This is a genomic window from Paraburkholderia sp. WC7.3g (genome assembly GCF_050436345.1).
Classification (GTDB): domain Bacteria; phylum Pseudomonadota; class Gammaproteobacteria; order Burkholderiales; family Burkholderiaceae; genus Paraburkholderia; species Paraburkholderia podalyriae.
Genome location: NZ_JBNDMA010000004.1, coordinates 1,814,403 through 1,840,578 on the forward strand (window position 1 = coordinate 1,814,403; position 26,176 = coordinate 1,840,578).

The following is a 26,176-nucleotide window of genomic DNA, read 5'->3' on the forward strand; positions in this document are numbered from 1 at the left end:
TCAGTTAGAGAGAAGCGGAAAGACATTTGTTCGACATTGGCGCCCAAGACCGTAGGGAGTTGTATCGAAAAGTTACGGCTGGAGCAGCGGCAAATGCGCGCGAGCGCAGATATCTGACTCTGGCTGAGCGACAAAAATCGTCGCTTTTCGATCGCAAGAAGGGATAACCGGCTGAGCGCAATCAGCGACGCGCGCGCTGTTGTCCAAGGCGGCTACATGTTTGACGCGCTACCGCGCAATTTCCGTCATCACGTCGAGTCAATGCACGAAAGTCAAACAGCCACCGCGATAACCAAAGCATACGGACGCAGCAACACCGGGCGAATAAGCTCCGCCCGCGCGGGACACGGCATGACGTCCGTGTCTCGCACCGTCTCTTCATCAAGGATAGACGCGTGGAAAGATGCGGTCCCCCCAACAAGCGTCAGTCGCACCGTGTGCGCGCGGTCAGTCAGATTGGCTACCACGACTCGAATGCGCCCTTGCGTGTCGCGGGCGGCGATGCATGCGATCGCGGACCGCTGCGCCGCTGCGACGGCGACAGGAAGCCTGTCCGACCCCGACATGGCAGCGAGCACGCGGGCCACTGCAAACATCGGATATCGCGTCACGCCATCGCTGACGTCTGCGAGACCTCGCTCTCCCGTCAACGCACCTAGCGTCAAGGTGTCGATCTGCGCACCTTCGAGCGCCGCCGCGTAACCCGCGAGCCACGCGCCGCCGAACAGCGAGGTCTGCCGCGGATCGAGGCCGGCCATCGCAATCCGTTCGCGGTGCGGGTTGGGCATCACGCGCGAGCCGTACGGATTCTGGCGCATGCCGATCGACACCGGCCCGATCGAGTAAGGTTGCGCGCCGACCAGCGAGCGACATGATCGGGTGATGTGTGGAATGGCTTCGAGCGTCTGCATCACGCTACGATCGTCGGCCGCGTGGACAATCGGACACGTCGCATGCGTGACCCAATCGACAAGCGCGAGCGGCGGGCGCTTACGATTGAGCTCGGTGAAATAGCTCAGCATCCCGCCGCCGATCCTGCGTCCCGGAAAGGCGGCGCGCGCGGCGCGATACACGTCGTCGAGCGCCGGGCACGGCGGGCTGATGCTGCCCGGCGGATTCGACTGCCGGTGCACGGAGGGGCTGACGATGATCCCGTCGATAGGCAGTTTTGCCGCCTCGATCAGCGCGGCCAGCGCGTCGAGTTCGCACCGCGGTTCATCGATGCCGGGCAGCGCGTATTCGAGCACGGCCGCGATACCCGTGCGCCGCTGCAATGCCGCGAACCGTTCCAGTTCGGCCATGCCGTGTCCCGCCACGGGATCGAAGCTCAACGTGAGTTGCTGAGGGGCCAGCTCGGCAAGCAATCCGGGATGCGCAAGCGCTGCGTCGATCTCGCTAGCGGCAATCGCGATGCCGAGGGCCGGCATCGTTTCGTTCGTTTCCTGAGTCAGGTCAAGTGTGATCGTCGCAGTATCGTCTTGCGCCTGGATCGACGGCACACCCGCGCTGCCCGATACCGCCCCGCTGCGCGCTCCGACACTCAGCGTCACGCTCTGGTGCTCCGCGGCCCCTGCCCGGAGCGTGTAAGGCCACGGCAACGCGAGCGGCCGCGAATAAGTCTTGAATGACGCATCGGACCAGTTGCGCTGGTCTTCCATCTCGAACACGTCGCCGGTGAATGCGCAGCGCACAGTGAGCCCGCAGGCGAGATCGTGTTCGATCGCGCAGATGTCCTTGAACGGCTGCCACGGATCGATCAGCTCTGGAAATGCCGATTGCTCTTGCGTTCCGTCTCCATGCTCGACGCGTGCGGGCGCGCCCGCCACACCATCGATCGGATGCAGCACGCAGAATCCGCAGCGGGCCGTCAGAAAATCATTTTGGGCGGTCACGGACGCATCGAAGCGCAGCGCGGCATCAGCCGAGCAGACGATGCGCAGGTCGTAGTTCAGCACCTGTCCATCGGGATTCGCACACTGCGCCCGATAAGCGATGCGAAAGCCGTGCTCGTCCTCGTCGAGTTCGACGCCCTCCAGTTTCGGACGGCAGGTGCCCCAGTCCTTGTCGCGAACCAGCAACGCGACCGAGCGGATCACTTCGACATCGCAATAGCGGATTTCGCGCAACGCACCGTCGACCAGCAGCGCCGACCACGGGCCGGCCCGCACACACCGCTCCTGTTCCCTGCTCTGCGTCGTGCCATAGCGGGCTATCGCGACGTCCACGCTCATTGCGCCTCCTTCGCGGCGGCGCCGAGCATCTCCGTCATCTCGATGCTGCGTCCTTGCCGCGCTGAAACATAAGTCGCCTCGACGAGCGCGAGCGTCGCGAGATTGTCGCGCCCGCTGGTCGCGGGCTCGACACCGCGGCGCAGGCAGTCGATCCAGTGCGATTGAATGCTCGCAACGCTGCCCTGGATCGCCTCCCACGGCGCGCTCGCCCACGAAAGGGTCGGCGGTGTCGCATCGCGCATTTCGGTTCCTGCCGCGGTATGAATCTGCAACCGATAGTCCGCGGACAGACGTAGCGTGCCCGTCGAACCATCCACTTCGACCAGCGTTTGCGGAAACAGCTCGCGCGGCAGCCGTGTCGCGTAACTGCAATCGACGATACTGGTCACGCCCTGCTCGTGGCTCAGCATGATCGTCGCGACGTCCTCGCCTCTGATCGCCGGATTCACGCGCGATGTGCTCGCATAGAGCCGCTTCACGTCGCCGAACAGAAACCGCGCGATATCGAGCACATGAATGCCGAGATCCTCGACGATAAAGCGCTCGCCTTCGGCCAGATACGGTTGGCCGCTGAACACGTCGAATCCCGAGCGGAACGACACGCGTCCCCAGAACGGCTTGCCGATCTCGCCGCGCTGCAAGGCCGCGCCGACCGACTGAATCGCGCTTTGCCAGCGGAAGTTCTCGTGAACCATCAGTGCTACGCCCGCCTCGTTGCACGCTTCGACCATCGCGCGGGCATCGTCGAGCGTGCGCGCGAATGGCTTCTGACAGATCACTGCGAGCTTTGCCCGCGCGGCGAGTTCGACAAGCGCTTTATGGCTCGCCACCGTGGTCGCGATATCGACGAAATCCAACTGCTCTGCTGTCAGCATCGCGGCCGCATCGGTGTAAAGACGCTCGATGCCGAACTCGCGGCCGGCCGCCTGAAGCCGCGTTTGGTCCGCGTCGCACAGCGCGACGATGCGCGCCTCCCCGATTTCGCGCCACGCGTGCAGATGATTTCGCGAGAAAAACCCACAGCCGATCAACGCACCTTTGAACACTGTCTGCTCCCCGTTGGAAACGGTCCGCATGCTCGCTGCGCTCATCGCTCAGGCCCCCGTCGCCGCCTGCTTCTGCAACGCGAAGCGCTGCTGCACACGCCGCTGGATCTGGTCGACGACTACTGCCGCGACGATCACGACGCCCTTGATCACGGTCTGCCAGAACGCACTGACGCCCATCATCACGAGCCCGTCCGACAGGATCCCGATCACGAACGCGCCGATGATCGTGCCGCCGATCTTGCCGCGCCCGCCGGACATCGAGGTGCCGCCGAGCACGGCCGCCGCGATCGCGTTGAGTTCGAAGGTTTCGCCGCTCATCGGATGCGAGGCGACCAGTTCCGACGCGATGATCAAGCCGACGATCGCCGCACACAGCCCCGAGAACATATAAACGAACATCTTCACGCGATTGACTCGCACGCCGGACAACTGCGCAGCGCGCTCGTTGCTGCCGACCGCGTAGATCTGACGGCCGAGTGGCGTGCGCCCGGCGATGTAGGCGGCGATCGTGCCGAGCGCAACGAGCAGCCAGATCGTCAACGGAATCCCCAGGATCGTCGCCGAGCCGAGGATCGGAAAGCCGGTGGTGCCATAGTCCGGATCGCCGGTCAGATTCGGGAACGTCTCGCCGTTCGACGACAGCAACGCGGCGCCGCGCGCGATATACAACGTGCCGAGCGTCGCGATGAACGGCGCGACGTTCAGCCGCGTGATCAGCAGCCCGTTGATCGCGCCGAGCGCGACACCCGTCAGCAGCGCGACGATGACCACTTCGGGCACGCTCAGGTAAAGCGTGTATTCGTCGCCGAGCGCAATGCCGTGCAGAATCAGCCCGCCGGCCACCATGCCCGACAGGCCGACGATCGACCCGACCGACAGATCGATGCCGCCCGCCACGATCACGAAGGTCATGCCGATCGCGAGAAAGGCATTGAGCGCGACGTGGCGCGACATGATCAGCAGGTTTTCCCAGCTCACGAAGTTGTGCGCCGCGAACGAGAAGAAAATCACCACCGCGAACAACGCGATGAAGGTGCGCAGTTTCAACAGCAACAGGAGCGGCGCCTCGCTCAGGCTCGCGCCCGAAACCTCGCCCTTCAAGATGATCGCCATCCGGTTCTCCCTCATGCAGTGATTGTGTGGTTGGATGCGCTGACGTGAGCGGTACGATGCCCGATCGACGAGGCGGCGACGAGCGCGTGCTGGGTCGCGTCGGCGGCGTCGAACCCGGCGGTCAGGCGCCCGTTCGACATCACCAGAATGCGGTCGGACAGCGCCATCACCTCTTCCAGATCCGACGTGACGAAGAGAATGCCGAGCCCTTTCACGGCCAGATCGCGCATCACCTTGAAGATGTCGGCCTTCGCGCCGACGTCGATGCCGCGGCTCGGCTCGTCCATCAGCAGCACGGTGGGTGTGGTCATCAGCGCCCGTGCGATCACCACCTTCTGCTGATTGCCGCCCGACAGCGAGCTGACCGGCAGTCGCCAGTCCGCGACCTTGATCGCGAGCTCGCGGATGTACTGGCCGATCGAGCGCTGCTCGCGCGCGGAATTGATATGAAAGCCGCGCGCAAACTCGGCGAGGCTCGCGATCGTCATGTTCTCGCCGATCGACAGCACCGGTAACAGCGCATCGGTCTTGCGATCCTCGGGAATCAGCGCGATGCCCGCCGCGACCCGGCCCGCCACCGGCGTGCGTTGCAGCGGCTTACCGTTGAGCACGACCTCGCCGCTCGCCTGGCGGTGACAGCCGAGAATGCACTCGAACAGCTCGGAGCGCCCGGCGCCCATCAGCCCATAAATGCCGACGATTTCACCGGCATGCAGCGTCAGCGACACATGATCGACCGTGAAGCCGTGGGTCTTGCCCGGCAGCGACACGTCTCGCACGCACAGCACCTCGTCGCCGCGCGCGTGTCCGATCGGCCGCGAGAAATCCTTGGTGTCGCGGCCCACCATCTGGCGCACGATCCACGGCACGTCGACCTGTGCCATCGGTTGATGGCCGGTGATACGGCCATCGCGCAGCACCGTGATGTAGTCGCCGATCCGGACCAGCTCCTCCAGCCGATGCGAGATGTAGACGATCGCCACGCCCTGCGCTTTCAGTTCGGCGATGACCCGGAACAGCACGTCGACTTCGGCCGCGCTCAGCGCCGAAGTCGGTTCGTCGAGAATCAGCACACGCGCGTCGTACGCGAGCGCCTTCGCGATTTCGACGAGTTGCTGCTGGCCGATGCGCAGATCCTCGACCAGCGTATCCGGACTCAGGTCGAGTTCGAGACGCGCGAGCAGCTCGCGCACACGCTGTCGTTGTGCGTCGATGTCGATGTGCACACCGGCACGCGTGAGTTCGTGTGCGATGAAGACATTCTCGGCAATCGACAGATTCGGAAACAGATTCAGCTCCTGATAAACAATGCCGATGCCTCGCTGCAATGCGTGTGCGCTGTTTTCCAGCTCGATCGGCGCGCCGTCGAGCATCAGCCGTCCCGACGTTGGCTTCTCGGCGCCCGCGATGATCTTCATCAGCGTGGACTTGCCTGCGCCGTTTTCGCCGACCAGCACGTTCACTGCCGCGCGCCGCACCGCGAAGTTCACTTCCTTTAGCGCGATCGTGCCCGGATAGACCTTCGTCACCGCCTCGACTTGCAGAATCACCTCGTCCTGCGTTTGCGTCGCGCTCATGGCTTGTCTCCGACGGCAATGGCGAGCGGCACGACTTCCGGCTGTTCCGCCGATGAGTCGTACGAGAACGCACCCGTCACGGTGATTTCCTTGCCCTTCAGGCCGTCGCGCGATAGCGGTTTCATCACATGCGCCGCGGCATAGCTGTTGAGCGCGGTGCCGAACTGCGCATATTCGATCTGATTGCGAAAGCTCTCGAACGAGAGGAAATCGAGCGTGTCGCGCAGCGTGGTGCCGAGTACCGTCGGGCCGATGTCGACGATCACGTCGACCTTGCCGCCGCCATCGACATCGACGCCGACGGTACCCTGGCTCGATTGCGTGTCCACTTCGACGATCTTGCCGTGCAGCTTGGTCGGAAAATTCCACGGCGCGCTGTCGTCCTTGCCGCGATAGCCGTACTTGCGGCCCGCCGCGTCCGGGTCCGCCTTGATCGCGTCGCGCAACGTCGGGTAGTCGGTCGCGCGCTTCTCGACATCGGGCACGATCTTGCTGGACCACATCGACGCGACCATCGCGGTCGGATCGTAGCCCGCGGATGCGTACGCATCGCGCGAATGTTTCGACGCCTGCGCGTCATGCTTGACCAGCTTGCAACCGGTCAGGGCACCGCTCATTGCGATCACGATGAGCGCGCCGCGGATGCAACCTCTCATGGTTCACCTCATGCCACACCGATGGAACAGCATGTCGCGCCGCGAGGGATGCTCACCCGCATCCTCACGGCGCTCCGCGATCAGCGCAGCGCGAACAGGTCGAGCTTGCCGGCGTTCGACTTGGTGATCAGCGTGCAGTTGATCAGCTGCTTTTCGGGCTTGCCGGTCGCGCCCGTTTTCAGATACTTGTCCGCCTGTTCGACCGCTTCGTTGGCGGCCAGCGCGGCCGGTTGCAGCACGGTCGCGCGGATTTCGTCGCGCTTGATCGCGTCGCGCACGTCATTGCTGCCGTCGAAGCCGACCACGATCACGTCCGGCCGCCTGGCCGCCTTCAGTGCAGCCGATGCGCCCATCGCCATCGTGTCGTTGCCGGCGATCACGCCCTTGATGTCCGGATGGCTCTGCAGAATCGTTTCCATCACCCGGTACGCTTCCGTTTGGCTCCAGTTCGCCGATTGCCGCTCGACCATCTTCAGGTTCGGGAACTGATCGATCACGTCGTGATAGCCCTTCGAGCGGATGCCCGCGTTGATATCGGACTCGCGTCCGACCAGTTCGACGTAATTGCCCTTCTCGCCCAAGGCCTTGACGAACGCGCGGCCGCCAAGTTGCGCGCCCTGATAGTTGTTCGACACGATCTGCGCGACCGCGATGCCGGTCGCGTTGATTTCGCGGTCGATCAGGAAAGCCGGAATACCTGCGTCCTTCGCTTTCCTGACCGCAGAGATCGACGCCTCGGAACCGGCGTTGTCGAGCACGATCGCCTTCGCGCCGCGCGCAATCGCGGTGTCGACGAGTTGCGACTGCTTGTTCGCGTCGTCGTCGTGAACCAGCACGATGGTGCTGTAGCCGAGCGCCTTCGCGCGGGCATCCGCGGTATCGGCTTCGGCCTTGAAGAACGGATTGTCGTGCGACGGCGTGATGATGGCGATCAGGCCGGCCGCCTGCGCGCTCGTCGTACCGACGACCGCCAGCGCAACCAACGCCTGGGCGAACAACCGCTTCGATGCTTTCATGGTCTGTCTCCTGTGTACTTCGTTATCGGGTACAGCTACATCAAGCACTGCATCTTGCTCATCTGCTCACTTCCAGAATTCCAGCGCACCCGCCAGCGCGCGGCTGCGCTCCGCATGACGCTCGAGCGGCACGCCTTCCATCGCCGCGATCCACGCTTCGCGCAATGCCTCGACGCCCGCGGCCACGCCGTGTGGATGACCGAAGATGCCGCCGCCCGCCGTATGGATCAGATCCGCGCAGCCGATTGCCGCATACGTGTTCGCTGCTTGCAATCCGGTCTGCCCCGAACTGAACACCGGCATCGCGCGCATCGGCGCTGCGTCCAGCGCCGGCGCGAGCACCGCGCGCGCTGCCGCGATCACGCTGTCGTCCGATTCGCTGAACTTGTTGCGCAGGCCGTTCACGTGCAAATGATCGGCGCCCGCCAGACGCCATAGCTTTTGCCATGGCGCGTAGTCCCATCCCAACGCTTCACATCGGGTCAGATAACCCCAGCCCGCGCGATGCGCGTGAATCGGCAACTGGCTATGACGTCGCAATTCGTGCAGCCCGACGAGGCCGATCGAATTGAGCACCGCCATCACGCAGGTGCCGCCTTCGGCCAGCACGAGATCGTGACGGCGCTTCATCTGGTCGAGCTCGCCGGTCAGGTTGAACGCAACCATCACCTTCTTGCCGGTTCGCTCCGCGTGCTCGTTGACGACCCGCATCACCGCGCGCACGCGCTCGTCGAACGGGCAATGCGGACCATCGCCCTGCAGTTCGTCGTCCTTGATGAAATCGATGCCGCCCGCGACCAGCTGCTTCACCTGCTCGGCGGTTTCCTGCGGCGATAAGCCCACGCTCGGCTTGATGATCGTGCCGATCAGCGGGCCGCGCGTGACACCCGACAGCCGGCGAGTGCCGTCGATACCGAACGCAGGCCCCGGATAGGCGGCAGCGAACGGCGCCGGCAGTTGCAGATCCTTGAGCCGCAAGCCCGACACCTGGCGCAACTCGAACAGATTGCCCGCGATCGTCGACATCAGGTTCGGCAGCGACGCGCCGACGTTTTCGATCGGCCACGACAACTCGAGCATGCACTGCGTATAGCGTTTCGCCTGCACGCCACCGGGCAGACTGGGCGTGTCGCTGTGACCGAGCACCTGCAGACGCTCTACCCGAGCCCCGGCGCGCGCTTTCAGTTCCGGCGTTTCGTTGGGCAGCGCGACAAAGGTGCCGCTCGACTGCTCGCCGGCGATCACGTCGGCGGCCTGTTGCGGGTCGACGCCGGTTTCCAGCCAGTAGGTCGCGTGGATGCGTTCGGTCACGATGTGCTCCTTGATGATTCGTGTTCGGATGGAGCGGCTGGTCTGCGTGCCCCGGTGACAGGCAGCCTGACCGCATAAAGCGAGGTGGTCGCGCAAATGAAAAGCTGATTGTGTTGCGGGCCGCCGAACGCGACGTTCGCGACGGGTTCGGGCGTGAGAATCTTGCCGAGCAGCGTGCCGTCCGGGTCGTAGCAATGCACGCCGTCCGCCGCGCCTGCCCACAGCCGCCCCGCGCTATCGACGCGCAATCCGTCGAACATGCCGTTCGTGCAGTTGGCGAACACCTCACCGCCGCGCAGCGCGTGCCCACTCACATCGAAAGCGCGGATATGACGCGGACCGTCCTTCACATGGGTGACGCCGCTGTCGACGATATACAGCCGCTCTTCGTCCGGGCTGAACGCGAGCCCGTTCGGGCGGATGAAGTCATCGGCGACGATCGCGCATTCGCCGCTGTGCGCGTCGATCCGGTACACGTGGCACGCGCCGATTTCCGACGGCGCGGCATGGCCTTCGAAATCGTCGTCGATGCCGTAGGCCGGATCGGAGAACCAGATCGAACCGTCCGACTTCACGACCACGTCGTTCGGGCTGTTCAGCCGCTTGCCCTGACAGTGAGACGCGAGCGTCGTCACACTACCGTCGTGCTCGGTGCGTGTGAGCGAGCGCGAGCCGTGTTCGCAGCGCAGCACACGCCCTTCGCGATCGAGCGTGTGGCCGTTCGCATAGCGCGCTGGCGTGACGAATACGCTGACGCTGCCGTCGGTTTCGTCCCAGCGCAACACCCGATCATTCGGAATATCGCTCCACAGCAGATAGCGGCCCGCCGGCACGTACACCGGTCCTTCAGCCCAACGGCAGCCGCTGTATAGCTGATGCACGTTCTCGCTGCGCCGCACGCAGCGGCTGAAGCGTTCGTCGAGTTCGACAAAGTCACGCTCTGACATAGCCTGATCGCTCCGTTGTGCCGCTCACGCCGCCGGACGCGTCACGCCGCCACTCGCCGGCGGCGTGGCCGAGCGGGCTTTGCGGATCGAGCGGCGCAGCGCGCCGCCACCCGCCAGCGCGAGCACGGTGATGATCACGACGCCCTGCACCACATCCTGGATGCCAGGCGGCAGACCCGCGATCTGCATCGTCGTGACGACCAGCACCAGCAGCATGCTGCCGATCAGCGTGCCGAGCGGCGTCGCCGAGCCGCCGAAGATCAGCGTGCCGCCGAGCACCACCGCGCCGAGCGATTGCAACAGATAAGGCTGGCCCATTTCGAGGAACGCGCCGCCCACATAGCCGCCCAGCAGCAGACCCGCCACCGCGGCCAGCACCGAACTGGTCAAGAACGCGCTCGCGGTCACCCGCGCCGTGCGGACGCCGGCGAGCCGCGCGGCGCGCACGTTCTGTCCGACCGCGGACAACATGCGGCCGTACGCGGTGTATCTGAGGGTCACGCAAAACAGCGCGGTCACGCCTATCGCGACCAGCACGATCACCGGCATCGCGCCGATCCGGCCTGTCGCGATGAAGTGAATCGCGGGCGCGACCTTGAAGCCGGGGATCGCGCGATTGGCGAGCAGCGTCGCGGTCGCGAGGATATAGCCGGTGGCCAGCGTCGCGATGATCGCGGGAATCCGGCATAGCACGACCAGCGCCGCGTTCACGGCGCCCACCGCGAGACCGAGTCCGAACGTCGCCGCGACGCCGACCAGCAGCTGCGCGTCGCTGCCGCGCATCACGATCAGCGCGAGATAGGCGGACAGCGTCATCACGCTCGCAATCGACAGATCGATGTTGCCGCGCCCAGTGGTCACCACCGCCATCTGGCCGAGCGCGCACAGCGCGAGAAAGGAACTCGACACCGCGACGCCCGACAGCGAGCTGACGCTGAAATTTCTGGTCACGACCGACAGCGTCAGCCACAGCAGCACGACGGCAAGCGCGGCCCATGCCCAGCGGTTGCGCGCGGTCCACTCCGCCAGTTGTATCGAAGTCGAGCGCTTCATTCTTCACTCCCGTTCCGGCTGACCAGAGCACGCAGCGCGAGAATCACGACCAGCAGCGCACCCTGCACCGCCGCGTTGAAATCGGAGCTGACGTTCAGCGTGCCGAGCAGCGCGCCGATCAGTGCGAGCGCGACCGAGCCGGCCACCACGCCGGCTGGCGAAATGCGTCCGCCCATCAGGCTGCAGCCGCCGATCACGACACCCGCGACGCCGAGCAGCGTATAGCTCGACCCGGCATTGACGTCGCTCGCGGTGTTGATCGCGGTGAGCGCGAGGCCCGCGGTGACGATGAAGGCGGCGGCGAGCACGTAACGCACCGCCGCATTGCGCGGCGCGGACCAGCCGGCACGCGCCATCGCGACCGGGTTGTTGCCGAACGCCCGCAGCGTGACGCCCAGCGGCGAGCGATCGAGCATCCAGGCGGCGAGACCGGCGACGACGATCAGCACCAGCGAAGTCGGCACGCCCGGCACCTGCCACGTGAACAGCGCCGACAGCCACTCAGGGCTCGCACCGCCCGGCGTCGGTTGCAGCGTGTGGCCGATACCCATCCAGATGAACGACGCACCGAGCGTGATCACGATGGCCGGAATCCGCCGCGCCTGAATCAGCCAGCCGAGCGCGCTGTAGGTCGCCATCGCGGCGACGAGGCTGACCACGCCGAGCGCCGGCTGGTCGAACAGCAGCGTCGCGCTCAATACATTGACGAGCCCCGCGAACGCGCCCGCGCCGAGGTCGATCTCACTGCCGCCGACCACGAACATCTGCCCGAGCGCGACCAGCACCAGCGGCAACGCCGGGCCGAGCAGCAGATCGAGGCCGAACACACCGGCGGTGGCCGGGTTCGCGAGCATCATCGCGGCGAATACGATCGCGAGACTGATGAACGGCGCCATCTGCACGACGCGGCGAGCGAGCGCGCCAGTCCCCACGCGCGAGGTGGCGGACGCGGCGGCCGTGCCGGACGGCTGCACGAACGATGCATCGACGATTGCCTGTTCGCTGATGGCCGTGCCGTCCAGCTCGCGCACCACGCGGCCGCCGGCGAACACCAGCACCCGGTCGCATTCGAGAAACTCGAGGTCTTCGGTCGAGTGCCACAGCACCAGCCGGCCAGAGCGCGCGACCTCGGCGACGAGCCGGTAGAAGTCGCGCTTGGCCGCGACGTCGACACCGCGTGTCGGATCGTCGAGCAGCACGATCGGTGCGTCGGACACCAGCGCGCGGGCCATCAGCGCCTTTTGCTGATTGCCGCCGCTCAGATCGAGGATGCCCGACGCGAGACGGCTCGCGTCCAGCCGCAACTGCGCCGCGGCGTTAGCTGCGATATCGCGCTCGCCCGCCGGCGTGACGAGGCGAAACGGCGAGCCCGCCGCAAGACTGCCGATCGAAATGTTGGAGAGCACCGTCCATAGCGGAAACACGCCCTCGCGCTGGCGGTCGCCCGACACGAAGCTGACCGCGCCGATGCGCTCGACCTTCAGCGCATCGCGTCGCGCGGCCGCGAAAATCTGGTGCAACACCTCTTTCTGGCCGCTGCCTTCGAGACCCGCGAGCCCGACGATCTGGCCGCGACGCAGCGCGATCGTGTTGCTGCCGGCCGCGCCGCCGGCAAGGCGCAGGCAGACATCGGCGGTCGTACCCGTGGTGCCCTCAGCGGGCTGCGCGTCGCTCGCCTCGCGCAGCGCGGCGGCGGCTTCGCCGCCCATCAAGCGCATCAGCACCGGCACCGATGCATCGGCGACAGGGCCTTGCCATTCGAGCCGGCCATTGCGCAACAGCACCACGCGCGTCGCGACGTCGACGATTTCGTGCAGCTTGTGGCTGATAAAAATAAACGCGAGCCCTTCGACCGCCTTCGCATGAATGAATGCCCGCAGTTGCCGGCTGCGCTCCAGTCCGAGCGAAGAGGTCGGCTCGTCGAGGATCACGAGCTTCACGTGAGGCGCGGCGACCGTGCGGGCGATCTCGACCATCTGCCGCTCGCCGATCGGCAGTTGCCCCGCTTCGGCGTCCACGTCGATGCCGTGGCCGGGGAACACCGCGTCGAGCGCGGCGCGCGCCCGCTCACGATAGACGCGGCGCCAGCCGGGCCGCGGCTTCGCCGCTTCGGGCGCTTCCAGATAGAAGTTCTCCGCCACCGTCAGGTTCGAGCACAGCGACAGCTCCTGATGCACGATGCGAATCCCGCGCTGCTGCGCAATTCCCGCATCGTAGGCGCCGCCCGCCGACGCTTCGTCGCCGAAGTCGATCGTGCCCGAGTCGGGCGGCGTGGTGCCGCACAGCATGCGCATCAGGGTGCTCTTGCCGGCGCCGTTGCCGCCGACCAGGCCGATCACGTCGCCGCAGCTCACCGCGAGCGAAATGTCGTCGTTGGCGCGCGTCGGCCCATAAACCTTGGTCAGATTGCTGGCGCGGACGATGAGCCGCGCGCGGTTCTGCAACTGCACCGTGTCTTCGCGGTTCATCACGCTTGCTCCGCGTTACTTGCTGGCCAGCAGATTCTTGTCGACCCAGATCTGGGTGTAAGTGGGGCTGATGATCATCCCCGACGGGCTGTTCACGAAGTCCTTCAGGTTGTCCTGGGTGACGGTGGCCACCGGCATGATCATCTTCTTCGGCGGCTGCGCGCCCTTCACGAGCGACAGGCTCAGATAGAACGCCGCCGCGCCGATGCCGGGCGTCGTGTTCATCGAGATCGTCGTGTAGCCGTTCTTCCTGTTCTGCGCGTCCCACCATTTGATGAAGTCGGTGCTGCCGCCGCCTTCGATCACCGGCATCTTGTCGCGATACTGGCCGCCGTACTGCTCGAACGCCTGGGCGATGCCGAAGTCGTCACTGCCGCCCTGGCCGAGCACCGCATCGACGTGCGGCAGACTCGGCAGCACGTTGGCGATCGCCGACTGCGCGACCGAAGCGGTCGCCTGCCCGTACACGGTCGCGACGACCTTGACGCCCGGATAGTGCTTCAGCACCTCGACCTGCGCGTTGTACATGTCGTTGTCCGGTGCCGAGCCCTTCACGCCGCGCACCTGGATCACGTTGCCCTTGCCGCCGATCTTTTTCATCACCCACTCGGCTTCCTGCTTCTTGTAGCCGGTGAAGTCGAAGTTCAGTTGGTAGTTGCACGGCGAGCTTGCGACCGAGTCGAACGACACGACCTTGATGCCGGCCTGACAGGCCTTCTGGATCATCCCGTTCACCGCGGTCTCGGAGGCCGCGTCGACGGCGATCGCATCGACTTTCTTGAGAATCAGTTCGGCGATCTGACTGTTCTGCTGCGCGACCGAGCCGTCGCCGTTGACGACGATGTAGTCGGCGATCTTGCCTTCCTGTTTCGCCTGCTTCGCGGCCGCGTCGAACGAGTCGACCATCTGATGCCGCCAGGTGTTGCCATAGTACGCATTGGCCAGCGCGATCACCGGTTTGTCCGGTGACGCGACGGCGTTCGGCGCGAGCGTTGACACGAGCGCGAGTGCGCCGAGCGAGGCGGCGAGCGTTCTGAGTTGCATGTCTGTCTCCTGATTTTCGATCCGTCGGCGATGCCCGGCGAGAACTGTTCGAATGTGTGCATTCGTCTTGTTTGTGAATGCACTTTAGTCACGCGGGAACGGTGGGACAATCGATTTGTTCTCGGCAAGCTGTGAGAAAATCTCATACGCGACAGAGAAAACCCCGTACTCGGGTTCCGTGCCGACAGGGCTTTCCTCGACGGACAAGGAGACATTCATGCACACCCCGCGCCCCTCCCTGAACGCGTTGCGCGCGTTCGAAGCCGTTGCCCGGCTGCGCAGCATGACGCTCGCCGCGCACGAGCTGTGCGTGACGCACGGCGCGATCAGCCGGCAGATCAAAACGCTGGAAGAAACGCTCGGCCTCACGCTGATCGTGCGCTCCGCGCAAGCATCCGATCCGACACCCGAAGGCGCGCGCTTCGCCGAGGGGCTGAGCGCCGCGTTCAACCTGATCGATGCGAGCATCGAGCAGTTGAAGCCCGAGCCGCTGACGCTGTCGTGCTCGACGTCGGTGATGATGTACTGGCTGATTCCGCGCATTGCGGGCTTTCATCAGCGTTATCCGCAGACCGAATTGCAGTTCAACATGAACTACGACCAGATCGATTTCGTGCGTGACAAGATCAGCGTGGCGATCCGCGCGAACACGATCGAACCGCCGAAAGACGCGCTCACGCGCCAATTGATGGACGAGTGGATCGGCCCGGTCTGCTCGCCCGCGTATGCGCAGGCGCATGGCCTCGCGACCCCGCGTGATCTCGAACGCGCCGCGCTGCTGTCGACCAGGACGCGCCCGGAAGCGTGGTCCGACTGGTTCAGCGCGACCGGACTCGATGCGGTGCCTCAGGAAGCGGCCGGCGCTTACGATCACTTTTATCTGCTGATTCAGGCGGCCGTGTGCGGCCTCGGCATCGCGCTCGTGCCGCAGATGCTGGTGATGAACGACCTGATCTCGGGCAAGTTGTGCGCGCCGTTCGGCTTCGTCCGTGGGCCGCGTCAGCTGGTGCTATGGGTCGCGCCGCATCTGCGCGCGCACGCGGAGGTCAAGCAGCTGGAGCAATGGCTGAATTGCGGAGATGAACGAAAGTCTGAAAGAGATGACCGCGTTTCTGGCGACGACAGACAACGCTGACGCGCGAGGCGACGCGCACTGGCACGCGGCGGGTCGAGCGTCGGATTAGCGCGGCGCCGAGCGCGCCGCGTTACGACAGGATCAGCTTGCCGTACAACGCGTTCGCGCGGCTCAGATGGGCGTGCATCGCCTGCGCGGCGGCCTCGCCGTCATGGCGCGCGATGGCCTCGACGATACGTTCGTGCTCCGCGAGCGTCAGTTGCTCGGCGCCGGGCGCGCGCACCATCGGCCGGTAGTATTCAGCGGCCCAGCGGAAAATCGATTCGACGATGGACGGATAGATCGGATTACCGGTAATCGACGCGATCTCACGATGAAACGCCATATCGCAATCGACAAACGCATCGCGGTCCGCGAGCGCCGCGCGTTGTTCCCGCACCTTCGCGCGCAGGCGTTCGATATCGGCGTCGCTCGCGCACCCGGCGGCCATCCTGGCCGTGCCGGTTTCGAGAAAGAGCCGCGCTGATTTCAAGTGATCGAGCATGTCCGGCTGCGTGCGCAGCAGATGCATCGTGCCGACCGCGATCTGCGCGATCAGGCTTTGCGCGGTCGGCACGACGACCCGCGCGCGCTCGCCATGCGCGATTTCGACGATGCCCGCGCGTTCGAGCGTTTGCAGCGCCTCGCGGATAGCCGGCCGGCCCACGCCGTAGGTTTCCATCAGCTCGCGCTCCGAGGGCAGTTGCTCGCCGGGCGCGACCTGGCCCGACTGGATGCGCTCCATCAGCCGGTCCAGCACTTCCTGATATAGCTTGCGCCGCTGAATCGTTTCGGCCATTCCTGTTGCTCGCGTCAATGACTCGCGTCGAATAAACCGACATTATTCCAGAAGCCGCCCCGCGCGCACCGAGCCGAAGAACGACGCCGCGCCGACCTGACCGCCCTTCAGCGCGATTTCGAGGCCATCGCGCGCCGGATCGTCCGACCATGCGCGGCACAGCGGCGAGCCGGGCGCCATGCCCGCGGCGACGCTCAGTGCCGCGATGCCGAGCCGGCTCGCCACTTCGCCCGAGCTGTCGCCACCCGCCACCACCACGCGCGGCACCGCCGTGCGTTCGAGCGTGCGCAGCATCACGTCGGCGAGCGCCTCACCGACGCGGCGCGCGGCCTGCGCGCGGGTGAGCCGCGCGCGCGCGGCGATGTCGTCGAAACCGAGCACGTCCGGGTCGTCCGGGCCTTCCGCGCTGAACACGAGCGAACTCTGAGCGCGCGATAGCGCGTCGATGCTCACCTGCACCGCGCGCTCGACTTCGGCCTCGCGCGTGTCCGCGTCCAGCGCACGCCGCAGTTCGAGCCGCTCGACTCGAAAGCCGTTGTCACGCGCCCAGCGGATCTGCCCGGCCGTCACCGGCGAGCAGCTGCCGCTGACCGCGGCGATCGCTTCGACGGGACCGGCCACTGGCAGACTCGGCGATGCGGGCACGAGTCCGAGCGCGCGCCAGTGCGCAGTCAACGCATACTGCAAGCCCGACGACGACGCACTGAACACGCCCGCGCCGCGCTGCTCCCAGACGAGCCGTCCGGCGGCGGCGAGCGACGCTTCGTCGAGCACGTCGATCAGCACGACCGGTGGATCGTCGCGCTGCAGCGTGTGCAGCCTGGCGGCGGCATCGGGCGACGCGAGTTGCACGAAGTCGATCAGTCCGATCTCGCGTGGCGTCTGCCGCGCCAGATGCACGCGCAGGTCCGCTTCGTTCATCGGCGTGACCGGATGGCGCGACATCGTCGGATGACGATCGAGCCGATAGCCGGTGCCGTCGACCGCCGCGAACAGGTTGCCGAACGCCTGATAGCGCTTCAGACGCGGCGCGCCGACCACCATCGGCGACCACCTGCCCGGCATCTGCCGCACGCCGATATCGATCGCGCGCCCGATCGAGCCGGTTTCCGGCGACGAATCGAACGTCGAGCACACCTTGTATTGCAGGATCGGCGCACCGAGCGCGGCGAGGCTCGCGAACTCGCGCGGCAACTCGTCGTCCATCCATTGCAGGCTGCGCCCGCGCGACGATCCCGCGAGCCCCACGCAGCGCACGCCGGGAAAGCGCGCGAGCAACTCGGGCGTCGGAACCTCGAAGCACAGCAGCGTGGGCACGCCGGCAGCGCTCATGGCTTCCATCGCGTCGGTCGAGCCGGTGAAATCGTCGCCGTAGTAGGCGAGCAGCAGGCCGTCCGGCCAGCGGGCGTCGGTGCCTTCGCTCATCACGTGATGCGGCGAATGCTGTCGGCGATCTCGGCGCGGTCGAACACGTTCTTCCAGTCATCGCGCATCAGACGCGGTTTGCCGAACTCGATCGCCTTGTTGCATGCATCGGAGAACGCGCCGGGAATCTCGTTGAAGATCACCGCGGCCAGAATGTTCATATGGCCGAGCAGGAAGTCGCGCGCGGCCTGCTCGGGCACGCCGCGTTTCACGGTTTCATCCATCGCCTCGCGCATCACGTGCAGCAGCGTCGCGCAAATCGTTTCCGACAGACCGGGTTCGAGAATCGCCATCTGATCGACGCTCAAGCGATACGAACGCAGAATCGGCGCGTAGATCACCTTCGCGACCGCTTCGCCGAGATCGAACGCCTCCTCCGGGCCTTGCATCAGCGCGCTCACGACCGACTGCTTCGCGTGCGCGCCACCGAAGTGGTCGTGCAGCGACTTCTCGTCGGTGTCGTAATTGAAGATGATCGGATGGCACGGATGAGCGACGAAGTACGTCAGATCCTTGCGATCCGGCAGATGGCCGGCGAACGGCGCGGCCGCGTCGAGCGTCATCACCATCGTGCCGGGGCGCAGCTTCGGCGCGATTTCATGGCTCAGCTTGCCAATCAGCGTGTCGGGCACCGCGAGAATCACGACGTCGGCGCCGTCCAGCGCGGCGTCAGCCGCAACCACGTCGATGCCGAGTTCGTCCTTCAGACGCTTCTGCCCCGCCGCGCCTGGCTCGACGTGCGCGACACGGTAGTCCGACTTCAGCAGGTTACTCGACAGGCGCACGCCCATCTTCCCGCCCGCGCCAAACAATGCGATTTTCTCCTTCATGCCAGCTCTCCTTCAGCAGTCGATGCAAGCCGGAACCCGTGGCCCCGGCAACGTGGATCGGCGAATCTCGATGGGTGCAACGTCAGTGCGCTTGCGCCGGCTCGAGCGACGCGCGGGTACTCGTGTGGCCGATCGCCAGCGCGAGCACGGCGGACATCAGCATCATCGCGCCGACGATCAGCATCGGCAGTTGATACGAGCCGCTCGCGTCCTTCGCGACGCCCGTGACGTACGGCGCGACAAAGCCCGCGACGTTGCCGACCGTATTGATCAGCGCGATGCCGGCTGCGGCCGCCGCACCCGACAGGAAGCGCGCGGGCAACGCCCAGAAATTCGGCAGCGCGGCGAAAATCGCACACGCCGTGACGGTGATGACCGCGATGCTCGCGCTCGGCGAGCCCATCTGCAGCGCGAGCGGCACGCTCACTGCGCCGATCAGCGACGGCAGCGAGATGTGCCACGAGCGCACGCCGCGCCGGGTCGCGTCACGGCTCCACAGGAACAGCACGAACGCCGCCGGCAGATACGGAATCGCGGTGATCAAGCCCTTCTGGAACACGTTGAAGTGCGTGCCGAAGCGCGTCTCGAAGCCGCCGATGATGGTCGGCAGGAAGAACGCCAGCGCATACAGGCCGTAGATCAGGCCGAAGTACATCAGCGAGAACATCCACACGCGGCCGTCGGTCAGCGCGGCGAGCGGACTGCCGTGCCGCGCGAGCGCGGCTCTTGCGCCTTTCTGCTGTTCCTCGGCTTCGAGTTCCGTGCTGAGCCAGTCGCGCTCGGCGGCGCTCAGCCAGCTAGCCTGCGACGGCTTGTCGGTCAGATAGAACCACGCGAGCACGCCAATCAGAATCGCGGGGATCGCGACGCCGAAGAACATGATGCGCCAGCCGGCCAGTCCGAACAGACCGTGTGCATCGATCAGCAAGGCCGCGACCGGCGCGCCGATCACGATCGTCAGCGGCTGGGCGAGATAGAACAGCGCGAGGATATGGCTGCGGTGCCTGGCCGGCACCCACATGCTCAGGAACAGGATCGCGCCCGGGAAAAAGCCCGCTTCGGCCACGCCGAGCAGAAAGCGCAGCGCATACAGACCGTTCACGCTGCTGACCCATGTGAACAGCAACGACACGATGCCCCACGTCACCATGATGCGGGCGAGCCAGCGCCGGGCGCCGAACTTGTGCAGCGCGAGATTGCTGGGAATCTCCAGCACGATATAGCCGATGAAGAACACGCCCGCCGCGAGACCGAACTGCGCAGCACTCAGGCCGAGATCCTTGCTCATCCCGTTGGGTCCGGCGAACGAGATCGCGGTCCGGTCGAGAAAGTTGATGAAGAACATCAGAGCGACGAACGGTACGAGTCGCCACGACACCTTTCGAATGGCCGACCGTTCGATGGCCGCCGGATCTGCAACGCTCACGTGTCCTCCCGCTGTGCTGGATGGTCAAACTGGTGTGATGAGTAGACCATCGTGAGCGGGCGCGACGACATAGGCGTAAACACCGCGTCACTGCGATTTTTTCTCACAGCGCGGTGACAAAAAATCCCAGCGGAGCCAACGCGCAGCGCATGGCACTTTTTCCGTCGACAATGGCCGCCGCTGCCGGCTACGACGTTTTCCGGCGGCGTACCCATTCCGCGAAGGCTTCGTCTTCGATACGGTAATCGCCGACGGCGAGCCGCGTGACGAAGCTCTGCGATTGCAGTCGCCGCAGCGCCTGGGCGGCCGTGTTTTTCGTGGCGGACTTACCGGTTGCCGCGGACAGCCGCGCGAGGCCCGCCGCGCCGTGCAGGTCCGTTTCGCCACGCGCGAGCATGGTGATCACCGCCTGGTCCGCCAGATTCAACTCGCTCCATTGCCGCAGAAAATGGTCATCCGAGAAGACGGACGCTTTGGTATGGGCAAGCGCGGCTTCATTGCCGTGCGGCTGGTAGAGCATGTATCGCTCGACAAAGCGCTTGAAAAATTCAGGCGTACGATGCAGTTCGTCGAACGCGAGCTTGCCCTGCTCCAGCGTCAGCCGTTGACGCGCCATGCTGTTCATCAACTTGATGGTGAAGGCGACGAATTCGTCTCCCAGCAGCGGGAACGGCTCGAGTGCAGCCCAGTTGTAGAACGGTTCGGACGCGCGCGCAAACATCTCGCGCAGTGTTGTCTCAGAGCTACCCGCGAATATCACCTTGATGCGGTCCTTGCGGATGTCGAGCGCCGCACGCAGCGCATGCGCGAAATCACCGTGGTCTGCGCGCGCGAGAACCTGCGCCTCGTCGATGACGAGAAGCAGCGACCTTTTCTGCTTGTCGAGCTGGCGGAGCACCGCTCGCAGCGCGGTCGCGCTGTCCGCGTCGGCCGACCCGAGTTCCGCCTGCAGCGAGCCTTCCACGCCTGGGACCTTCGCGCTCGCCTTGAGCTTGCGGACCGGCTTGCCGATTTTCGTGAGCACCGCCTTGACCCCTTGCGGCGCGAGCGCCTCTGTCAGTGCGGCGATGAGCGCGGCGTCCGGCGAAGAGCGGTTGTCCCACAGGTTCGTATAGGCCACGAGGTACCCGCGCTCGAGTGCCGCCGGCAGCAGGTCACGCCGCAGAAACTCCGTCTTGCCCATGCGCCGGCGCGCAAACAGGCCGCGCGCCGATGAGAGCTTCAGGCTGAAGGCCTGAAGATAGGCTTCGGCGAGTTCGGGCCGGGCGAAATGCCATGGGTCCGGCTCCAGCGTTTCATGTGGTTTCATCAAAAATGAAAAGTATTAAAACTGATGATACCTCATGATACCGTCGGCACCTCGACACGTAAATGGTCGACCGCAGGGGCGAACAGCCACCGGTAGCCGTTGCTGAGCAACATCGTCGTTCAGCCCGTGCCGTTGCGGTCTGCGGCGATGATGCGTAGCTTGTGCACAGCACGCATGCCCGCGCGGCCTGGGTAGTAAGTTGCGCGGCGCTATCTTCTGCCAACGCCCGAACGATGGCTCCGCCCGTGAAAACGCGCGTGTTATTCAACCCTGCCCAACTTCAAATCAACGGGATGCGCCGCTGTCAGTTGTAGCCCAGAATCGCCGCGGTTGCGACGTCAGTTCTGTCGTAGGGATTGCCGGCCAGCAACACAGTTGGCTCGTGCATGAGCAACTGATAGGACGGTGTATAAATCCCGCTCAATGCATCCACGTCCTCTTTGATGACCTCCTGCGGGTGGCTATTTTCAGGATGATTCATCATCGTCTCCTATTGAAGGGTCTGCGTTCTTTGACGGATCGCCGAAGCGCGTCCATCCTTTCTGACCCAATGCGTAAGTCATGCAAAATTTATGCCGAAATCGGGCTGCGACCGAGCCGGGATCTCGCCAGAAAATCGCCTATAAGTGCTCCTGAGTCGCAGGCTTACTCCGTGATGGGTCCCTAGCAAAAACTTCCATCACATGATGATATTTTAATGCGAATCAGCAAGTATTGGACGTGTCGGTGTGTCCGGCGAGCGACACACCATCAGTTCCTCAAGTCCTTCGCGTTTCTGCCGATATTCCATCAAGGAGACAATACCCCCCGGTTACCGCGCGCAGGTAAAAGATGCTGATGCACCGCCATGCCGCCGTCGAGTATCCATGTTCCGTGCTCACGCGCGCGCTGATTTGAATCGATGCAATATATTTCGAGCTTACGCATCGCCGGTGCCATTGACCGCTGGAGGCGGCGACATGGCGTGGACCGGCAACTGATCATCACCGTCGTACTGGTGCTGACGGGCCTCGTCATCTTCGCTCTCGGCATGGGTTACACGCTGATATGGCACGAGCGGTCCGACGCGCAGCGCATTCACGCTCTGCGCGCCCGCGATGACATCGAGACACTGCAAGCGGTGCACATCCAGGCGAACGCCGACTTCCTGTTGGGGCTCGACAGTGCACGGGTGGCATCTTTCGCGTGGCCGGTGCCGCGCGTAGTTTTGGCCGCTACCTGCTTCGACCGCCTCGAACAAAGTTACGCAAGCGATCCGGGAAGCGAACGGGCGGTACGGCATCTGCGCGGTGAGACGGTTCGCTGGGCGTGGCTTCTGGCCGACATCGCGGTGCGTGCGCGCGTGGCGGATGGCCGCGCCTCGGTCGATAGCCCCGAGCTGCTCGAAGCGAACCGTATGCTGGCGAACATCGTCGCCCAATTGGTGACCCTCCGCGACGCGCAGACCGCTTCCCTAAGGGCTGCATCCGACAGCGCGACGCGCCACCTGGTGATAGAGCGGACCGTGCTTGCAATCACGGCGCTGGTCGCATGTTTTCTGTTGTGCTATGCACTGCTTGCTCACCATCGTGCCCGTCTCGCACGGCAGCGCGCACGCGTCATTGCTTCAGAAAGCGAGCGGCGGTTCCGTCAGTACTTTGATCATCATCCACTTCCGATGTTGATTTTTGACGTCGACACATTATCGATTCTCGCGGCGAACCGCGCCGCCGCATCGCAATACGGACGTACGCGCCGTGAGCTATGTTCGATCGACATGGCCTCTCTGTACACGCCCGCCGACTTGCCGTCATTTCTGGACGATCTGCACGCCCTGCTGGCCACCGCCACCACGAGCGGCTCGGCCGGTGTGTGCCGGCATCGACACCGCGACGGCACGCCCGTCTACGTTGAACTGTCGTACCACTTCCTCAGCTATGCCCGCTGTCGGGCGTGCTTCATCACGGCCGTCGACGTAACCGGGAGAAAGAAGGCCGAGCTCGCGTTATTGCTGCGAAGCCGTGCACTCGACGCAATCGGGAACGGCGTGCTCATCACGCGACCCGATCCGAACGGCGACGTGGTCGAATACGCGAACCCGGCATTCGAAAAGATAACCGGCTATGCGCGCCGGCACATCGCAGGTCCTCACTTCGCATGGCCGGAAACATCGGAATTGTGGGAACAGATCAGCACGGCTATTGCCCACAAACGCGATGCAACCACGCTGACGAAAAGCCGGCGCGCGAACGGCACAGAGTTCTGGTATCAGCTGTACGTTGCGCCGGTAAGCGACGAGTCGGAAAAGCTTACGCATCACATCAGCGTGGTTAGCGACCTCACGGAGCTCATTGAGTCACGCGATCTTCTGGTCAGGCAGGCGCGCCGCGATGCGCTGACGGATTTGCCGAACCGCGTGACGCTGCGTGAGCTGATCGACACGGCGATTATCGAGAGTCGTGAATTTGCGCTGCTCTTCATCGATCTTGATCATTTCAAGGATATCAACGACAGCCTGGGCCACGGCGCAGGCGATCGCCTGTTGCAGGAAGTTGCGCGGCGGCTATCGGCGTCAGTCGGATCGGATGGCGTGGTGACCCGCTATGGCGGCGACGAGTTCGTGATGATGTTCAAGGGTTCAACCGACGATGTAGAACTTTCCGCGCTGTTGGCGCGCGTGACGCAAACGCTGGAAGAGCCCGTGCAAATCGACGACATGCAACTCCGAGTCCAGATGAGCATTGGCGTCAGCTGCTATCCGCAAGACGGCACGGACTGCGAAACCTTGCTGAAACACGCCGACCTTGCGATGTATCGGGTGAAGGCAGCCGGGCGCAACGGCGTCGAACGATTTGCCCCTGCGCTCGCGAATGCAGCGGCTCAGCGCATCGCGCTATCGCACAAGCTACGCAACGCCGTCGAGCAGAACAGCTTTGAGCTGGCGTACCAGCCGCAGGTGAACATACGCAGCTGCCGTCTGACTGGAGTCGAGGCGCTGATCCGTTGGCACGACGCGGACTTCGGGACAGTCAGCCCAACGACGTTTATACCCTTGGCCGAAGACATTGGTTTGATTGCATCAATTGGAGAATGGGTGCTGCAAACGGCCTGTGCGCAGGCAAAGCGCTGGGAGGGAGTGCTGCCGGGGCTGCGCATGTCGGTCAACGTGTCGCCCAGCCAGCTTGCTTCGAGCGATTTCGGCACCGTCGTGCGTCGCGCTCTTGCCGCATCGCAATTGGCCGCGGACCGGCTGGAACTGGAGATTACCGAAGGCGGGTTGGTTGCACCGGGCGCCCTGCCCACCCTGCGCGCTCTGCACGACCTGGGTGTGTCCATCGCGATCGACGACTTCGGCGCCGGTTACTCGAGCCTGTCTTACCTGCGCACCTTCCACGCGGACCGTTTGAAGATCGATATGTCGTTCATCCAGGGCATTGGCAGCAGTCTTGCGGATGAGACCATTATCGGCGCGATCATCGCACTTGCACGCAACCTGCGCTTCGAAGTCGTCGCGGAAGGCGTCGAGCGAGCAGAGCAATTGGCTTTTCTTGCCGAGGCCGGCTGCGAGGTCGTTCAGGGATATTACTTCGCCGCGGCGCAGCCAGCGGCGAACATTCCGGCCTTCGCGGCAAGCCTCGCGACGGAAATACAAAATACCGCGTCGTGAGAACGTCTCACGCGGGATGCTCTGCCTCAGCGCACGCGTGCCGCGATGAAGCTCCCTTTGAATGAATCTGTTCGAATGACGACTCGTGCTCACTCAGCGGAATGTCAGTTTGGCGCGTCGCTTACGTCGCTTACCAGGCGAAATACCTGCACGGCATCTTCCAGCGTGCTCGCCTGTTCTTGCATGCTGGCTGCCGCGGCCGCCAGCTGCTCTACCAGCGCAACGTTTTGCTGGGTCATTTCATCCATCTGCCCGATCGCGCGATTGACTTCGCCGATGCCGGTACTCTGCTCGTTGCTCGCGTGAGTCATCTCACCCATCAGGGAAACCACACTATCGACGGCCGTGACGATTTCGGTCATGTCCCGACCGGCCTGGTCGACCAGTTCGCCGCCTGCATTGACGTTGCCGACCGAATCAGTGATCAGCGCCTTGATTTCCTTGGCGGCCATGGCGCTGCGCTGGGCCAGGCTGCGCACCTCGGCGGCGACTACCGCAAAGCCGCGTCCCTGGTCGCCGGCGCGTGCGGCCTCGACGGCCGCGTTCAAAGCCAGAATATTGGTCTGAAAGGCAATTGCATCGATCATGCTAATGATGTCGACGATCTTGTGTGAACTGCCGCGGATCAACGACATGGTCGTGACCACATGGCCCACCACGTTGCCGCCTTTGACCGCGAGCTCGGAAGCCGAGGCGATGTGTTGGTTGGCGTGCGTAGCGCGCTCAGCATTGGCGCGGACCATCGCGGTCAATTGCTCCATCGTCGAAGCGGTTTCCTCGAGCGAGCCAGCCTGCGCCTCGGTGCGCGACGAAAGCTCCGCGTTGCCGGCAGCAATTTCGCGTGCGCCCAGCGCGATCATGTCGGAGGCACGTCGCACGTTACCGACTACCGAGGCGAGACCGACACTGATGCCGTTCATTGCCTGCATCAACTGGCCCAACTCGTCGCGCCGGCTGACGTGCACCTGGGCGGTCAAGTCGCCGGCCGCCAGTTTTTCCGCGGCGGCTTTGGCTTCGAGTAGTTGCACTCCGAGACCGCGCCGGGTTGTCACGAAGACCAGCGCGCTGACCAGCAGCGCGCCGAGTAGCCCGAAGCCGATCACCTCGGTTTGCATGAGAGGGGGCAACGCCGCCGTCGGGTTCGGTCGGTCGGCCGGGATCA

General features: G+C 64.6%; 21 protein-coding genes. 2 read left to right on the forward strand and 19 right to left on the reverse strand.

The features are described from left to right. Window positions 1-272: 272 nt before the first annotated feature. The 11 genes from apnL to OKW43_RS42025 all read right to left on the reverse strand — a co-directional run bounded on the left by apnL (window position 273) and on the right by OKW43_RS42025 (window position 14,465). Window positions 273-2,231, reverse strand: a complete 1,959-nt coding sequence (gene apnL, locus OKW43_RS41975; protein ID WP_429454696.1) for a D-apionate lactonase — start codon at window positions 2,229-2,231, stop codon at window positions 273-275. Then, complete coding sequence (locus tag OKW43_RS41980) at window positions 2,228-3,307, reverse strand: Gfo/Idh/MocA family protein (protein ID WP_429454697.1); 1,080 nt, start codon at window positions 3,305-3,307, stop codon at window positions 2,228-2,230. Before OKW43_RS41980 ends, apnL begins: the two co-directional genes overlap by 4 nt. An 18-nt stretch (window positions 3,308-3,325) precedes the next feature. Further along, complete coding sequence (locus tag OKW43_RS41985; RefSeq protein WP_429454698.1) at window positions 3,326-4,393, reverse strand: ABC transporter permease; 1,068 nt, start codon at window positions 4,391-4,393, stop codon at window positions 3,326-3,328. 11 nt (window positions 4,394-4,404) lie between these two features. Then, on the reverse strand, window positions 4,405-5,970 hold the full coding sequence (locus OKW43_RS41990) for a sugar ABC transporter ATP-binding protein (protein WP_429454699.1): 1,566 nt from the start codon (window positions 5,968-5,970) through the stop codon (window positions 4,405-4,407). After that, on the reverse strand, window positions 5,967-6,626 hold the full coding sequence (locus OKW43_RS41995) for a DUF2291 family protein (RefSeq protein ID WP_429454700.1): 660 nt from the start codon (window positions 6,624-6,626) through the stop codon (window positions 5,967-5,969). Before OKW43_RS41995 ends, OKW43_RS41990 begins: the two co-directional genes overlap by 4 nt. 80 nt (window positions 6,627-6,706) lie before the next feature. Next, window positions 6,707-7,642 carry a D-ribose ABC transporter substrate-binding protein gene (locus tag OKW43_RS42000; RefSeq protein ID WP_429454701.1) on the reverse strand — a complete coding sequence of 312 codons (936 nt, stop codon included), beginning with the start codon at window positions 7,640-7,642 and terminating at the stop codon, window positions 6,707-6,709. A 66-nt stretch (window positions 7,643-7,708) separates the two neighbouring features. Beyond that, window positions 7,709-8,953, reverse strand: coding sequence for a ribulose-bisphosphate carboxylase large subunit family protein (locus tag OKW43_RS42005; protein ID WP_429454702.1), 1,245 nt, complete (start codon window positions 8,951-8,953; stop codon window positions 7,709-7,711). Further along, window positions 8,950-9,900 carry an SMP-30/gluconolactonase/LRE family protein gene (locus OKW43_RS42010; protein ID WP_429454703.1) on the reverse strand — a complete coding sequence of 317 codons (951 nt, stop codon included), beginning with the start codon at window positions 9,898-9,900 and terminating at the stop codon, window positions 8,950-8,952. The genes OKW43_RS42005 and OKW43_RS42010 overlap by 4 nt, the downstream gene beginning before the upstream one ends. 24 nt (window positions 9,901-9,924) lie before the next feature. Beyond that, window positions 9,925-10,953: an ABC transporter permease gene (locus OKW43_RS42015; RefSeq protein WP_429454704.1), complete on the reverse strand. Its 1,029-nt coding sequence runs from the start codon at window positions 10,951-10,953 to the stop codon at window positions 9,925-9,927. Next, the gene (locus tag OKW43_RS42020; RefSeq protein ID WP_429454705.1) at window positions 10,950-13,421 is read right to left on the reverse strand and encodes an ATP-binding cassette domain-containing protein; all 2,472 of its coding nucleotides are present in this window, start codon (window positions 13,419-13,421) and stop codon (window positions 10,950-10,952) included. Before OKW43_RS42020 ends, OKW43_RS42015 begins: the two co-directional genes overlap by 4 nt. 15 nt (window positions 13,422-13,436) lie before the next feature. Further along, window positions 13,437-14,465, reverse strand: a complete 1,029-nt coding sequence (locus tag OKW43_RS42025) for an ABC transporter substrate-binding protein (protein WP_187637490.1) — start codon at window positions 14,463-14,465, stop codon at window positions 13,437-13,439. 217 nt (window positions 14,466-14,682) lie between these two features. Here OKW43_RS42025 and OKW43_RS42030 point away from each other — a divergent pair, with 217 nt between their 5' ends. After that, window positions 14,683-15,600: a LysR substrate-binding domain-containing protein gene (locus OKW43_RS42030; protein ID WP_429454706.1), complete on the forward strand. Its 918-nt coding sequence runs from the start codon at window positions 14,683-14,685 to the stop codon at window positions 15,598-15,600. A 70-nt stretch (window positions 15,601-15,670) separates the two neighbouring features. Here the strand turns inward: OKW43_RS42030 and OKW43_RS42035 are convergent, their stop codons facing one another. From OKW43_RS42035 to OKW43_RS42065, 7 genes are all read right to left on the reverse strand, one after another. After that, a complete protein-coding gene (locus OKW43_RS42035) occupies window positions 15,671-16,378 on the reverse strand; it encodes a transcriptional regulator NanR (RefSeq protein ID WP_187637492.1) in 708 nt (235 codons plus the stop codon). A gap of 42 nt (window positions 16,379-16,420) precedes the next feature. After that, entirely contained in the window at window positions 16,421-17,803 is a 1,383-nt protein-coding gene (gene oiaK, locus OKW43_RS42040; protein WP_429454707.1) for a 3-oxo-isoapionate kinase OiaK, read from the reverse strand. After that, the gene (locus OKW43_RS42045; RefSeq protein WP_429454708.1) at window positions 17,803-18,633 is read right to left on the reverse strand and encodes a phosphogluconate dehydrogenase C-terminal domain-containing protein; all 831 of its coding nucleotides are present in this window, start codon (window positions 18,631-18,633) and stop codon (window positions 17,803-17,805) included. Before OKW43_RS42045 ends, oiaK begins: the two co-directional genes overlap by 1 nt. A gap of 82 nt (window positions 18,634-18,715) precedes the next feature. Then, window positions 18,716-20,059 carry an MFS transporter gene (locus tag OKW43_RS42050; RefSeq protein ID WP_429454709.1) on the reverse strand — a complete coding sequence of 448 codons (1,344 nt, stop codon included), beginning with the start codon at window positions 20,057-20,059 and terminating at the stop codon, window positions 18,716-18,718. Window positions 20,060-20,246: 187 nt separating this feature from the next. Then, on the reverse strand, window positions 20,247-21,368 hold the full coding sequence (locus OKW43_RS42055) for a hypothetical protein (RefSeq protein ID WP_429454710.1): 1,122 nt from the start codon (window positions 21,366-21,368) through the stop codon (window positions 20,247-20,249). 304 nt (window positions 21,369-21,672) lie between these two features. After that, complete coding sequence (locus OKW43_RS42060; protein WP_187637497.1) at window positions 21,673-21,849, reverse strand: hypothetical protein; 177 nt, start codon at window positions 21,847-21,849, stop codon at window positions 21,673-21,675. A gap of 438 nt (window positions 21,850-22,287) precedes the next feature. Continuing rightward, complete coding sequence (locus OKW43_RS42065) at window positions 22,288-22,788, reverse strand: hypothetical protein (protein ID WP_429454785.1); 501 nt, start codon at window positions 22,786-22,788, stop codon at window positions 22,288-22,290. 237 nt (window positions 22,789-23,025) lie between these two features. Here OKW43_RS42065 and OKW43_RS42070 point away from each other — a divergent pair, with 237 nt between their 5' ends. Continuing rightward, window positions 23,026-25,014, forward strand: coding sequence for a putative bifunctional diguanylate cyclase/phosphodiesterase (locus OKW43_RS42070; protein WP_312892664.1), 1,989 nt, complete (start codon window positions 23,026-23,028; stop codon window positions 25,012-25,014). A gap of 104 nt (window positions 25,015-25,118) precedes the next feature. Here OKW43_RS42070 and OKW43_RS42075 read toward each other — a convergent pair. Then, window positions 25,119-26,176, reverse strand: a 1,058-nt coding sequence (locus OKW43_RS42075) for a methyl-accepting chemotaxis protein (RefSeq protein WP_429454711.1), incomplete at its 5' end; no start/stop codon positions are given.